The sequence below is a fragment of the Paraburkholderia sp. HD33-4 genome, from assembly GCF_021390635.1.
GTDB lineage: Bacteria > Pseudomonadota > Gammaproteobacteria > Burkholderiales > Burkholderiaceae > Paraburkholderia.
This window is the reverse complement of sequence record NZ_JAJEJS010000001.1, coordinates 2,038,130-2,052,441: the sequence shown is the minus strand read 5'-3', so window position 1 is coordinate 2,052,441 and position 14,312 is coordinate 2,038,130. Positions and strand designations below refer to the sequence as shown.

The 14,312-nt window shown below is 63.4% G+C and carries 9 protein-coding genes; 6 read left to right on the top strand and 3 right to left on the bottom strand.

Annotated elements, in window-relative coordinates:
* Positions 1 to 121 precede the first annotated feature (121 nt).
* Positions 122 to 277, bottom strand: coding sequence for a hypothetical protein (locus L0U84_RS09010; protein WP_161950067.1), 156 nt, complete (start codon positions 275 to 277; stop codon positions 122 to 124).
* A gap of 320 nt (positions 278 to 597) precedes the next feature.
* Entirely contained in the window at positions 598 to 918 is a 321-nt protein-coding gene (locus L0U84_RS09005; protein WP_233849336.1) for a hypothetical protein, read from the bottom strand.
* A gap of 52 nt (positions 919 to 970) precedes the next feature.
* On the opposite strand from L0U84_RS09005, the gene L0U84_RS09000 reads away from it, so the two are divergent.
* The 3 genes from L0U84_RS09000 (at position 971) to L0U84_RS08990 (ending at position 9,696) form a co-directional block, all read left to right on the top strand.
* Complete coding sequence (locus L0U84_RS09000) at positions 971 to 1,414, top strand: hypothetical protein (protein ID WP_233849335.1); 444 nt, start codon at positions 971 to 973, stop codon at positions 1,412 to 1,414.
* 150 nt (positions 1,415 to 1,564) lie between these two features.
* The gene (locus L0U84_RS08995) at positions 1,565 to 5,536 is read left to right on the top strand and encodes a DUF4062 domain-containing protein (protein ID WP_233849334.1); all 3,972 of its coding nucleotides are present in this window, start codon (positions 1,565 to 1,567) and stop codon (positions 5,534 to 5,536) included.
* A 206-nt stretch (positions 5,537 to 5,742) separates the two neighbouring features.
* Positions 5,743 to 9,696, top strand: a complete 3,954-nt coding sequence (locus tag L0U84_RS08990; protein ID WP_233849333.1) for a DUF4062 domain-containing protein — start codon at positions 5,743 to 5,745, stop codon at positions 9,694 to 9,696.
* A gap of 377 nt (positions 9,697 to 10,073) precedes the next feature.
* Here the strand turns inward: L0U84_RS08990 and L0U84_RS08985 are convergent, their stop codons facing one another.
* Positions 10,074 to 10,775: a hypothetical protein gene (locus L0U84_RS08985; protein WP_233849332.1), complete on the bottom strand. Its 702-nt coding sequence runs from the start codon at positions 10,773 to 10,775 to the stop codon at positions 10,074 to 10,076.
* A gap of 764 nt (positions 10,776 to 11,539) precedes the next feature.
* Here L0U84_RS08985 and mltG point away from each other — a divergent pair.
* From mltG to L0U84_RS08970, 3 genes are all read left to right on the top strand, one after another.
* Complete coding sequence (gene mltG, locus L0U84_RS08980; protein WP_233851984.1) at positions 11,540 to 12,550, top strand: endolytic transglycosylase MltG; 1,011 nt, start codon at positions 11,540 to 11,542, stop codon at positions 12,548 to 12,550.
* Complete coding sequence (tmk, locus tag L0U84_RS08975; protein ID WP_233849330.1) at positions 12,550 to 13,170, top strand: dTMP kinase; 621 nt, start codon at positions 12,550 to 12,552, stop codon at positions 13,168 to 13,170. The genes mltG and tmk overlap by 1 nt, the downstream gene beginning before the upstream one ends.
* 95 nt (positions 13,171 to 13,265) lie before the next feature.
* Entirely contained in the window at positions 13,266 to 14,309 is a 1,044-nt protein-coding gene (locus L0U84_RS08970) for a DNA polymerase III subunit delta' (protein WP_233849329.1), read from the top strand.
* Positions 14,310 to 14,312 lie beyond the last annotated feature (3 nt).

Below are 14,312 nucleotides of genomic sequence, written 5' to 3'. Positions count from 1 at the left end.
TCCGTTACCATCGCCTGGTATGTGAATCCGAGATCAGCAGCTCAAACCCGCCGGTTCTCTTCGAGCCTGGCGGGTTCTTCTTTGCCTGCGGGGCGCGGGCTACATACAGCGGTGGAGTCGCTCAGTCGTTCAGTTGCGACTCGACGTTCAGGACGATCCGTGCGACCGGGTTGTTGTCGGCGGATTGCGGCGCGAACTTGATCTGGGCGAAGGTGACGATACCGAGAGCGACGACCAGGAGTGCTCCAGACGCGGCGATGCGGGGAAGGTATTTCACAGGGACCTCATTTTGATGGTAGACAGAAACTGGGCGAAGCTGACAGGCGTGTCGAATCACCTTCAGCGGCATGTCTGTCCGCAACCCGGCAACGCCGGACGCGGTCGTCAGATCGCACTTGCCGATCGGACGGAATTTGTGCAGTGCACTATAACACGACCGTCAGATCGCACCTACCGATCACACGGGCTTGTGCAGTGCACTATAAATGGTTTATCCGCGTGCCCAGTGCGACATCCTGTCGCCAGCGGATGCCTAATTGCTTGAGCGTTTCGTGTATGAAAGATTTCTGTAGGCCGTAACGTGCCGTCATGCTTCGCTCAGCCTTTCCTTGCAGCCTGACCGATGCCCGTGGTCTGCACCGACGGTTTTGACGCACCAATGTTCAGATGAATTTGCTGCAAGGCGGCAATCGCCGATGCCCACAACGAAAACAGAAGTTTCCGACTGATTGATTGTGCGACTTTGCGCATAAGATGAATTTCGATGCGCACAAGCCGGTGCAGGCCCTCAATTGGCGGGAGCCAGAAGGCAGCGCGCGGATCGACGCCAACAAGTGTTTTCATCATGGATGCGAGCGTGCGCGCGGCGGGCGCCGGTCGTGCGACGGCAATGACACAAGGGTGCGCGACGGAGATCATTGTGCTGGCGACGTCTGGCCGGGCAGGCTGGTCGGTTTCGCTTCGACGTGTCTTGCTCACAGTAGACAGCACGATCAGGCTGTGGAACCCGGCGAGCGGCATGTGCGAGGCGACGCTCGAAGGTCACTCGGTTTCGGTAGACGCGCTCGTGGTGCTGGCCGACGGGCGGCTGGCGTCGGGATCATGGGACACCACGATCCGGCTGTGGAACCCGGCGAGCGGCGTGTGCGAGGCGACGCTCGAAGGACACTCGGGCGGGGTGACCGCACTAGAGGTGCTGGCCGACGGGCGACTCGCATCGGGATCACTGGACAGGACGATCCGGGTCTGGCAGTTCCGCAATGGACACTGGACGGGAGCGGTCGGGTTTGTCGCTGACGCTGGTATCAAGGCGCTGGCTTATTCGGCGTGCGCAGGGGTTCTCTCGGCAGTCGACGAAAGCGGCCGCATCCACTTCCTGAAGGTAGAAGCCGCCGCGGGAGCTTTTCCGGAGTGAATCGGGGCGAGTATGGGTCGCGGTCCTATAGTGATATCCAGACGCCGCCGCTGCCGTGACGCGTTGTCGCGAAACTGGCCGTGCACTCTTCGTCCGTGCACGCCGTTTATGGGCCGGTGTATAGACCGGTAGTCGGTGACGGGAAAAAACATGGCGCGCAAACCGCTCATCTATGTCTCCTCGACCTTCGTCGACCTGAAGGAACATCGCGCCGCACTGAAGGCGGCACTGGAGAAAGCCCAGTACGACGTCGAGTGCATGGAAAAATACCCTGCGTTCGACGAGCGGCCGCTCGATAAATGTCTCGCCGATGTCCGCCGGGCGGATGTCTATGTGCTGGTGCTGGCGCACCGCTACGGCTTTCGGCCAAAGCACGACAATCCGGCGCGAAAGTCGATCACGCAGCTCGAGTATGAGGAAGCCGGCCGACAGACCGGTAAGCCGCGCCTGGTATTCATTGTGGAAGATGACTATCTCTGGAGCCCGAAACTGGTCGACACGGGGGAGGACGCTCGTGATCTGCTGGAGTTTCGCGCGGAGGTCGAGGACCGGCATGGCGTCAATCGGTTCTCCGATCCCCACCACCTCTCAAGTCTCGTGCTGCAGGCGGTGAATGCATTGAACGTAGCACATCGATCGGAAGGCGACGCGCAGGACATCGCTTCGCAGTCCGCCCAGGGCGAGGGCATCGCGCAGGCGTCCGGTCCTGGCGCCAGCGCTTCTGTCGAGATCCACCACCATCACTATCCGGCGCCGCCGCCGGCGGCCTGGAACTGGCCGCGACCGTGGGACTTCGCCGGTTACCTTGCCGAAAAGCGCTCAGGCTTTACCGGCCGCAACTGGCTCTTCGACGAAGTGCACGCATGGTACAGAGACAATGACGGCGCACAGGCGATGCTGATCTGCGCCGACTTCGGCGTCGGCAAGTCAGCCTTCATGGCCGAACTCACGCACAATGCTCACGGTCTTCAGATCGCAGCCCATCACTTTTGTGATCACTATGTGCATGCGACGCTCAATCCGGCGACGTTTGTCCTCAGCGTCGCTGCCCAGCTTGCCAACTCATTGCCGGACTACCGGTCGGCCGTCGATGCCGATCCGGACGCGCGCCGCTGGCTCGACGACGTACAACTGGATCCGGCGAGTGCGTTCGCGCGTGCGGTTGTCGGCCCCCTCAACAGGATCAACGCACCGGCGGCGACGCAGGTGCTGCTCGTGGACGCGCTGGACGAGGCGCTGGACTTCAAGACCACTGTTGCCACCAGCCATCCGACGGCCTCGATCGTGCGCCTGCTCGCGGCACAGGCCAAGCATCTGCCGGCCTGGCTGAGAGTGTTTTCCACGAGTCGACGGATACAGGAAGTCCTGCAGCCGATCCTGAGCGCGTTCCGGTGTGCGACGCTGGACGGCGAGGATACCCGCAACCTTGACGATATCCGCGACTACGTCGCCAGTCGCTGCGCACGTGCGCCGCTCGCGCGGGTGCTCGAAAAAGGCAATCGGCGCGCCAGCGAGATCGCGACGTTCCTGTCAGACGCGAAACAGAGTGGCGGCAAGTTCCTGTATGCCGTGAGGGTTCTCAACGACGTCGAGTCTGGCAAGCTATCGCTGGATCGGTTGAATGACCTGCCGCCCGGGATGGACGGGTTCTATCTGGACACCTTCGAGCGGCGCTTTCCTGCATGCGAAGACTATGCGCCTTTCGGCGCGCTGCTGGGCGTGCTGTGTGTTCAGCGCGAGCCGCTGTCGCGGGCGGAACTCGCGGCCATCCTGGGTACGCCCGCGGCGCAGGTCGGGACCCTCCTCAGACGGCTCGAAGACTTCCTGCGTGTGCGCGACAAGCGCTACGCCTTCGACCATCTGTCCCTCGCGCAATGGCTCAGCGAAGAGAATGAAGACGGTTTTGCTCGAGCAGGCCGGTTTTCGGTTGATCTGGATGCCGCCGAAGCGCTGATCGCCGACTGGGTGCAGCGCGAAGTCGCCGCAGACCGCGCGCATGAGTCGGCGTATCTCGTGCGGCATCTTGGCGCGTACCTGAGCCTGCCGGAGCGCAAAGACCATTTCGCCAGCTTGCTCGTCGACTTCCGCTGGCTCGATGCGCGGCTGCGTGCAGCTGGAGTCAACGCGTTGCTCACGGATTTCGCGGACGTGGACGGGACACCCGCGCTTAAGGCACTGCAGCGCTCGCTCGGACGTAGCGCCCACGTTCTCGGACACGACGGTATTGACTGGTTTGGAGCCGATTTGCTGGCATCGCAGATTCTCGGTCGACTGCAGTCGCAGACGGGGCCAGAGATCCATGCTCTGTGCGCACAGGCGGCAGAGTACCTCGCGCGCAACGCGGGATTGCGGCCGCTGACCGACAGCCTTCGGTCGGCCGAATCGTTGCACCGTACGCTCGAAGGACACACGGGTCCCGTATCAGCGCTTGCGGTACTGGCCGACGGGCGGCTCGCCTCGGGGGCGTGGGACCACACGATCAGGCTATGGAACCCGGCGAGCGGCGCGTGCGAGGCAACGCTCGAAGGACACACGAGCGGGGTATCCGCGCTCGCGGTGCTGGCCGACGGGCGGCTCGCGTCGGGGTCGTCGGACCACACGATCAGGCTGTGGAACCCGGCGGGCGGCGCGTGCGAGGCGACGCTTGAAGGCCATGCAGGTCCGGTATCCGCGCTCGCGGTGCTGGCCGACGGGCGGCTCGCGTCGGGGTCGGGGGACAATACGATCAGGCTATGGCATCCGGCGAGCGGCGTGTGCGAGGCGACGCTTGAAGGACACGCGAAATCGGTATCGGCGCTCGCGGTGCTGGCCGACGGGCGGCTCGCGTCGGGGGCGTGGGACTGCACTATCAGGCTCTGGAACCCGGCGGGCGGCACGTGCGAGGCGATGCTCGACCATACCTTTTGGGTATCGACGCTCGCGGTGCTGGCCGACGGGCGGCTCGCGTCGGGGGCGTGGGACTTCAGGATCAGGCTGTGGAATCTCACGAGCGGCGTGTGCGAGGCACCGCTCGTGGGACACGCGGTATCCGCGCTTGCGTTGCTGGCCGATGAGCGGCTCGCCTCGGCCGGTGCTGACAAGACGATCAAGGTATGGAATCTGGCGGGCGGCATGTGCGAGGCGACGCTCGAAGGACACACGAGCACGGTAGACGCGCTAGCGGTGCTGGCCGACGGGAGGCTCGCGTCGGGATCAGGGGACCACACTATCAAGCTGTGGAACCCGGCGCGCGGCGTGGGTGACGGGATGCCCGAGGGACACACCGACGCGATATTCGCGCTCACGGTGCTGGCCGACGGGCGGCTCGCGTCGGGGTCACACGACCACAAGGTCAGGCTGTGGAACCCGGCGAGCGGCGTGTGCGAGGCGACGCTCGAAGGACATACGAACCAGGTGTCCGCGCTCGCGGTGCTGGCCGACGGGCAGCTCGCGTCGGGGGCGTGGGACTCTACAATCAGACTGTGGAACCCGGCGAGCGGCGCGTGCGAGGCGACGCTTGAAGGACATCCGGGTCCGGTATTCGCGCTCGCAGTGCTGGCCGACGGGCGGCTCGCGTTTGGGTCGGGGGACAATACGGTCAGGCTGTGGAACCCGGCGAGCGACGTGTGCGAGGCGACGCTCGAAGGACATACGAATCAGGTGTCCACACTCGCGGTGCTGGCCGACGGGCAGCTCGCGTCGGCGTCATTAGACAATACGATCAGGTTGTGGAACCCGAGGAGCGGCGCGTGCGAGGCGACCCTCGAAGGACATTCGGACGCAGTGTTCGCGCTCGCAGCGCTGGCTGACGGGCGGCTCGCGTCGGGATCGGCAGACCATACCATCAGGCTGTGGCACCCGGCGAGTGGCGTGTGCGAGGCGACGCTCGACGGACACAGGGGCACGGTATCCGCGCTCGCGGTGCTGGCCGACGGACGGCTCGCGTCGGGGTCGTGGGACAGGACAATCCGAGTCTGGCAGCACCAAAACAACGGACGCTGGACGAGCGCGGTCCGGTTCGTCGCTGACGCCGGTATCCGGACGCTGGCCTTCGCGGCGCGCGCGAGGGTGCTCGCGGCAGGCGACGAAAGCGGCCGCGTCCACTTCCTGAAGGTGGAATCAGCCGCTGGAACCCAAACGTGAGAACGTGCCGTGGGCAGATGTCCACGGCGTACTGCGTGTGATCCAGGCCATCCTCGCGAAAGCTTCACCGTCCTTCGCGTCCTATAGTGATAGCCAGACGTCGCCGCTACCGTGACGCGTTGTCGCGAGTCCGGCCGTGCACTCATCGTCCGTGCACGCCTTTTGATGGCCGGGTGTATTGACCGGTAGCCGGTGATGGGAAAAAAATGGCGCGCAAACCACTCATCTACGTCTCCTCGACCTTCACCGATCTGAAGGAACATCGCGCCGCCTTGAAGTCGGCACTGGAGAAAGCCCAGTACGACGTCGAGTGCATGGAGAAATACCCCGCGTTCGACGAACGGCCGCTCGATAGATGTTTGGCCGATGTCCAGCGGGCGGACGTCTTTGTGCTCGTCTTGGCTCACCGGTACGGTTTCCGGCCAAGGCACGGCAATCCGGCGCGAAAGTCGATCACGCAGCTCGAGTACGAGGCAGCTTGCGAGAAGCTGCGCCTGGTCTTCACAGTGGATGATGAGCACCTCTGGAGCCCGAAGCTGGTCGACACGGGAGAGGACGCACGCGATCTGCTGGCGTTTCGCGCGGAGGTCGAGGACCGGCATGGCGTCAGCCGGTTCAGCGATCCCCATCACCTCGCGAGTCTCGTGCTGCAGGCGCTAACTGCATTGAACGTGGCCGCGCATCATTCGGAGGGCGAAGCGCAGGACGTCGGGCGACAGTACATACACGGCGATGGCAACGCGCAGGCGTTTGGTCCTGGCGCCACGGCGTCTGTCGAAATCCACCACCATCACTATCCGGAGGCGCCGCCGGCGTCGTGGAACTGGCCGAGGCCCTTGGATTTTTCGGGCTACATTGCCGAAAAGCGCCGCGGCTTCACCGGGCGCACCTGGCTGTTCGACGAGGTTCGCCGATGGTACGCCGACAGTGACGGCGCCCAGGCGCTGCTGGTCTGTGCCGACTACGGCGTTGGCAAGTCGGCCTTCATGGCCGAGCTCACGGCCAACCCTCTCGGCCTGCAGATCCCGGCCTTTCACTTTTGCAATCATTACGTGAGAGCGACGCTCGATCCGGCGACGTTTGTCAAGAACGTTGCCGCTCAACTCGCGGCGTCCCTGCCAGATTACCGGTCGGCAGTTGACGCCGATCCTGACGCGCGTCGCTTGCTTGAAGAGGTGCAAGTGGATCCGGGGAGTGCTTTCGAGCGCGCAGTCGTTGGCCCGCTACACGCCATCAATCCGCCAAATGCGCCCCAGGCGTTGCTCGTGGACGCGCTGGACGAGGCGCTTGACTTCTGGATGGCATCGAGCAGCAGTCGGACCACGATCGTGCGCCTGCTGGCGAACCATGCAAACCATCTGCCCGCCTGGCTGAGAATTCTCGCCACGAGCCGCAGGCGACGGGACGTCCTGCAGCCGCTCCAGAACGCGTTCCGGTGCGCGACACTGGACGGTGAGGATGACCGCAACCTCGACGACATCCGTGACTACGTCGCCGGACGCTGCGCCGGCACGAAGCTCGCGCCGATTTTTGAAGAAGGGAACAAAAGTGCAAGCGAGACCGCGGCGTTCCTGTCGGACGCTAGGCAGAGCGGTGGGAAGTTCCTATACGCCGTGAGGGTGCTCAACGACGTCGAGTCTGGCGATCTCATGTTGGATCGGCTCAATGACCTGCCGCCCGGCATGGACGCTTTCTATCTGGACGCCTTCGAGCGGCGCTTTCCGGAAAGCGAAGACTATGGGCCTGTCGGCGCGCTGCTGGGGGTGCTCTGTGTTCAGCGCGAGCCGTTGTCGCGGGTCGAACTCGCGGCCATTCTCTGCACGCCCGAGACGCAGGTCACCAAGGTGCTCAAGCGGCTGGAGGACTTCCTGCGCATACGCGCGAAGCGCTACGCCTTCGATCATCTCTCAGTGGCGCAGTGGCTCAGTGAGGAGAACGAGGACGGCTTTCCGCGTGCAGACCGGTTTTCGGTGGATCTTCACGCCGTGGACAGGCTCATCGCGGACTGGGCGCGGCGCGAGCTTGCCTCGGACCGCGCACATGAATCGGCGTATCTGGCGCGTCATCTTGCGACGTACCTAAGCGCGCCGGAGCGCGAGGTCCATTTCGCCAGGCTGCTGTTCGATTTCCGCTGGCTTGACGCCTGCCTGCGCGCGGCGGGGATGGACGAGCTGCTGATGGATTTTGCGAACGTGGACGGGACACCCGCGATCAGATCACTGGAGCGCGCGCTTCGACGAGGCGCCCACGTTATCGGACACGACGCTAACGATTGGGAGGGGGCCGACCTGCTGGCGTCGCAGGTTCTTGGCCGCCTGCAGCCTCGGGCCGAGCCGGAGTTCCAGAGATTATGTGCGCAGGCCGCTGGTCAACTCGCGCATACGGGGGGCTTGCGGCCTCTCACCGACAGCCTTCATTCGGACGAAGCGCTGGACCGCACGCTCGCGGGACATAGGGCGGCAGTGTCCGCACTCGCGCTGCTGGACGACGGGCGACTTGCGTCGGGATCATTTGACGAAACGATTAGGCTGTGGCAGCCCGCAAAAGGCACGTGTGAGGCGAGACTCGAAGGACATTCGAATTCGATAAGCGCGCTCGCGGTGCTGCCCGATGGGTGGCTCGCGTCGGGGGCGGATGACTGGACGATCAAGCTATGGAACCCGGCGAGCGGTGTGTGTCAGGCGACGCTCGAAGGACACACGAGTTCGGTGAATGCGCTCGCTGTGCTGGCCGACGGTCGGCTCGCGTCGGGATCGAGGGACACCACGATCAGGCTATGGAATCTGGCCAGCGGCGCATGCGAGGCGACGCTCGAAGGGCACACGGATCAGGTATTCGCCCTCGCGCTGCTGGTCGACGGGCGGCTCGCGTCCGGGGCGGCGGACGGCACGATCCGGCTGTGGAATCCGGCGATTGGCGTGTGCCAAGCAACGCTTGAAGGGCACACGGATCAGGTATTTGCCCTCGCGCTGCTGGCCGACGGTCGGCTCGCGTCGGGATCGAGGGATACCACGATCAGGCTATGGAACCTGGCCAGCGGCGCATGCGAGGCGACGCTCGAAGGACATACGAGTTCGATACGCGCGCTCACAGTGCTGCCCGATGGGTGGCTCGCGTCGGGTGGAGATGACCACACGATCAGGCTGTGGAACCTGGTGAGCGGGACGTGCGAGACGACGCTCGAAGGATACGCGGTATCCGCGCTCGCGGTGCTGGCCGACGGGCGGTTTGCGTCCGCTTCGTACGACAAGACGATCAGGTTGTGGAACCTGGCGAACGGCGTAGGCAAAACGACGCCCGAGGGACACACCCAGGAAATATCCGCGCTGGCGGTGCTGGCTGATGGGCGGCTCGCCTCGGGATCGAGGGACCACACGATCCGGCTATGGAACCCGGCGAGCGGCGCGTGCGAGGCGACGCTCGAAGGACACACAATGTCGGTGCATTCACTAGCGGTCCTGCCCGACACGCGGCTCGCGTCGAGATCCTCTGACCAAACGATCCGGCTGTGGAACCCGGCGAGCGGCGTGTGCGAGGCGACGCTCGAAGCACCCGACTTCTTGCCAACACCGCTCGCGGCGCTGACTGACGGGCGGCTGGCGTCGGGGTCGATGGACTGGATCAATCTTTGGAACCCGGCGAGCGGCATGCGTGAGACGATACTTGCTGCGCACACGGATCACACAACCGCGCTTGCGACTCTGGCCGACGGGAAGCTCGCGTCAGGGGCAATGGACAAGATAATCAGACTGTGGAACACGGCGAGCGGGGTATGTGAGTTGACGCTTGAAGGACACACGAGTGGGATATCCTCGTTCGCGGTGCTGGCCGACGGGCGGCTCGCATCGGGATCATGGGACAAGACGATCAAACTGTGGAACCTCACGAGCGGCGCGTGCGAGGCGACGCTCGAAGGACACATGGATCGGGTAACCGCGCTTGCGGTGCTGGCGGACGGGCGATTCGCGTCGGGATCGGAGGACAGGTCGATCCGGATCTGGCAGATCCGTGACGGGCGCTGGACGGCGACCGTCGGATTCGTCGCAGATGCGGGAATTTGTGCTCTGGCTTTTGCCTCCCACGCAGGGAGCCTCGCCGCGGGCGACGAAAGCGGACGCCTCCACTTCCTGAAAGTGGAGACCGGGGCTCTTACGGTGTGAATCGTACGTTCCGGCGAAAAATAACCGGACTAACGCGCCGCTTATCAGTTCTTCTCGTCTATGCTCGCCTCACTTGTCTAGTCACGGAATTGGCCCAAAACCCCGCTATTGGGAAGACTTTCTTTGACGAGCGGCTCATAGACTTCAAGTGCGGCCACTGCTGGCGCTGTGATCCGGGTGACGGCAACGGGTCGGCTTCTGCCGACCGCGTCGGACAGTAGTCGGCCACAAGCGGTCAGTCGACGGCGTCGCAAAGATCGTTGAAGATCAGACTGTGCGTGCGCTTGCAAAGGTGCCCCATGCCTCTTCTGTCCAGTCCACCGACCGACCGTGATTTCGCTTGGGCCTACGCAGCACTGGGACGAGCACTCATCGCGTTATGGGTCTTTGGGAGAATCGCCTAAACCCTCTAGACCGGAAAGACCAGAGAACGAGGGTGAAGCCTTCATTATTTCGGGTTTTTTACCGGAGAGCAGTTCGTCGAAATCCTTTGCGACCGGCGCAATGACTTCGCACACCCACTGCCCAAGGCCTTCGCTCGTCAGCAAGTCGTGCGCCCAGCTCCCGACTTTCAACGCCTGGAGAACATCATTGCCCGGACCCTTGAACCGATCGCTCAAATACTGAAGTTTCTTTAGGCGCGGCTTCGTTCCCTCTCCGATTTCGCCCTTGTAATGGATCAATTCATTGCGTAACGCTGTCAAAATGTCCAGCGACTGGAACGGTTCGGTACCCGAATCCCATACTTGCCCGCCACTCGCAGATGCAATGAGATTCCATTTATCGCGAGTGCTGTAAGACTTTTTCCCGTCATTCAGTGTTCGCCAGAATGCGATCGGTACGTGCGACTTGCTGTCTGTGTGCGAGGAAATTTGCTCGATCAGTTCATTCAATCGCGCCTCGACATAGGAGCCGGCAAAAAAAATTGCCCCCGTGTTCGCGTACAAGACCAGAGTCGGATCTTCTGCCGACGCTGCCATGTGGGCAAACACCCTACACCCGTCCAAGAGGTCCGACGAGAAGCAATACATGCCCTTGCCTGCATTAGCTCCCGAGATAATCTTGAAAACGTGACCCATTCCTGCTCCGCAAAAGCCAGTATTGGCGGCCGTCGACACAGTATATTTCACCTTGCGCCCGCACCCCCGATTCTCGGCGCTTCCGTTGGCGGAAGCGGCCAAGCGTTCGTCCAATCGAGCCCTGAATGGCCGCTAATAGGGAAGATCAAGGTCTGCAACGGGTCGTTCGCGGAAGTTCGGCCTTACGATCGAGCTGCTGGCTTCGCCAAGATGTCGGCCTCCCGTCAGCAGGGTTGGGCGTCCGTGATTCTGCGCATTGTCGGTCCGGTTCGTCATCTGCCCCGGTCGCTCGCACCCAGAACGCGCATCAGCGCTCGGGCATTGCCTGAATCTGGCGTCCGCCATTCCTACCCCACACGGCGTGCTCGCCTGAAGGTCAAAGCCGCCCTAGTGCTCGCAGCCGTAGCAGGGACGGTCGGTTGCAGCGTCGGGGTATCGGATGTGATCGATGCACGCTCATGATACTGTATGAATAAACAGTATCCCGCCGGCTCGCGAAATATTGAGACAGGATGTTGGGCTGCCGAGCTCATGAACGAATGCCCGTTGCAATAGCGAGAGGCACAGTCTTTCCGGGCAAACATCACTAATGTCCACGTGGAAGGTGACCTGGCTGTTGTGCCCGTATCGTGCCCACATCTATACAATACGGGGCGGAAAGGGTCTAAAAGCCTGCAAAGTGGCAAAGTCTCAATGCTGACCGGCGCGAGACTTTTCCGTTAAAAATCAGTTTGTTGCAATCTAACCGCTACTTCTTTCTTGTCGTGACCCTTTTCAAGAAATGTTTCGCCGCCGGCGCGCTCGTCGTTGTGCTGGCCGCGGCGGCCATCGCCGCTGGATACTACTGGGCCACCCGCCCGCTCGAATTGACCCCGGCGCAACTCGACGTCACCGTCAAACCGCACAGCAGCCTGCGCAGCGTCGCGCTGCAGCTCAATCGCGGCGGCGTGCCGGTCGAGCCCGAGCTGTTCATCGCGATGACGCGGCTCTTCGGGCTGCAAAGCGATCTGAAGTCCGGCAATTACGAGTTCAAGACCGGCATCACACCCTACGAGGTACTGCAGAAAATCGCGCGCGGCGACGTCAACGAATATGTCGCGACGGTGATCGAAGGCTGGACCTTCAAGCATATGCGCGCCGAGCTCGACGCGAATCCCGCGCTGAAGCACGACACGCTCGGCATGAGCGACGCCGATCTGATGAGCGCAATCGGCGCGCCCGAGGCGTCGATCGGCAACGGCGAAGGGCTGTTTTTCCCCGATACCTATCTGTTCGACAAAGGCACGAGCGATCTCGACATCTATCGCCGCTCGTACCGTCTGATGCGTGTGCGTCTCGACGAAGCGTGGCTCGCGCGCGCGCCGAACCTGCCGTATAAGTCCCCGTACGATGCACTGACGATGGCGTCGATCATCGAAAAGGAAACCGGCAAGGCGTCCGACCGCGCACTCGTCGCCGCCGTGTTCGCCAACCGTCTGCGCGCGGGCATGCCGCTGCAGACCGACCCGACGGTCATCTACGGGATGGGCGACAGCTACGCCGGCCACATCAGGAAGAAAGACCTGCAGACCGACACTCCTTACAATACCTACACCCGCATGGGCCTGCCGCCAACGCCGATCTCGCTGCCGAGCGTCGCGTCGTTGCAGGCGGCGATGAACCCGGCGCAAAGCAGCGCGCTGTACTTCGTGTCGCGCGGCGACGGCAGCAGCATCTTTTCTGACACCCTCGGCGAACACAACAAGGCCGTGGACAAATACATTCGAGGGCAATGATGGCGCGCGGCAAATTCATTACGTTTGAAGGCATCGACGGCGCGGGCAAGACCACCCATCTGGGCTGGTTCCGCGAACGGCTCGAGGCGAAGCTCGCGGCGAGCGGCCGCTCGGTCGTGATGACGCGCGAGCCGGGCGGCACGCCGCTCGGCGAGCAGATCCGCGAGATCGTGCTGCATCAGAAGATGGACCTCGAAACCGAGGCGCTGCTGATGTTCGCGCTACGCCGTCAGCATCTGGCCGAGGTGATCGAGCCGGCGCTCGCGCGCGGCGACTGGGTGTTGTCCGACCGGTTCACCGACGCCACTTTCGCCTATCAGGGCGGCGGCCGCGGCTTGCCGCGCGACAAGCTGGAAGCGCTCGAGCGCTGGGTGCAGGGCGGTTTCCAGCCCGATTTGACCGTGCTGTTCGACCTGCCGCCGGCCATCGCCAGCGAGCGGCGCAGCGCGGCGCGCGATCCGGATCGTTTCGAGAGCGAGTCGGCGGCTTTTTTCGAGCGCACGCGCGCCGAATACATGCGCCGCGCGGAAGAAGCGCCGTATCGATTCGCTATCATCGACTCTTCGCAAAGCATCGTGCGAATTCAGAAACAACTCGAAGAGTTGATTGCAAACCTCTGATTAAAAAGCAATATAACTGATTTTTATAGTGGCGCGTCAAGTTCGTACAGTATCTGAAGTAGCGCGCACAACCAATTGATTCAAAAAGACAAACGATGATCTATCCGTGGCAAGCCGATGACTGGAACCGCCTGCAGCAGCTGCGCGGCCACTGGCCGCACGCGTTGTTGCTGCACGGCCAGGCGGGCATCGGCAAGCTGCGCTTCGCGCAGCATCTCGCGCAGGGATTGCTGTGCGAGGCGCCGCAGTCGAACGGCGAGCCGTGCGGCGCGTGCGTGGCCTGCAACTGGTTCGTGCAGGGCAATCATCCCGACTACCGCATTGTCGTACCGGAGGCGCTCGCCGCCGAAGCCGGTCTCGCGAACGCCGCGAACGGTGCCGACGACAAGGCCGAAAAAGCCGATGGTGACGAAGGCAAGAAGACCCGCACGCCGAGCAAAGAGATCAAGATCGAACAGATCCGCGGTCTGCTCGATTTCGTGGGCGTCGGCTCGCATCGCGGCGGCGCGCGCGTGGTCGTGCTGTATCCGGCCGAGGCGCTCAACGTCGCGGCCGCCAACGCGTTGCTGAAGACGCTCGAAGAGCCGCCCGCGGGCGTCGTGTTCCTGATGGTGTCGGCGCGCATCGACCGTTTGCTGCCGACCATCATCAGCCGCTGCCGTCAGTGGCCGATCAGCGTGCCCGCGCCTGACACCGCTGCGCATTGGCTCGCCGCGCAAGGCGTCGACGACGCCCCCGCGCTGCTCGCCGAAGCGGGCGGCGCGCCGCTCGCCGCGCTCGCGCTCGCCAGCGACGAAAACCGTCCGCTGCGCGACTGGACGCTCAAGCAGCTCGCGGCCGGCGCCGAGTGCGACGCATTCGCGTGCGGCGAAGCGTTGCAGAAGCTGCCGGTGCCGCTCGTGCTCGGCTGGCTGCAGCGCTGGATGTACGATCTGCTCGCGCAGCGCACCGCCGGCGCGCCGCGCTATTTTCCGCAGGCGTCGGCTGCGCTCACGCGCTGCGCGGCGCAGGCCGACGCCAATGCGTTTGCGCGTTTTCTGCGCACCGTCACGCGCCAGCGCGCCGTCGAGAACCATCCGCTAAACGCGCGGCTCGTGTTCGAAGAACTGTTTATCGGCTATCGCGCGCTGTTCGCGTGAGCC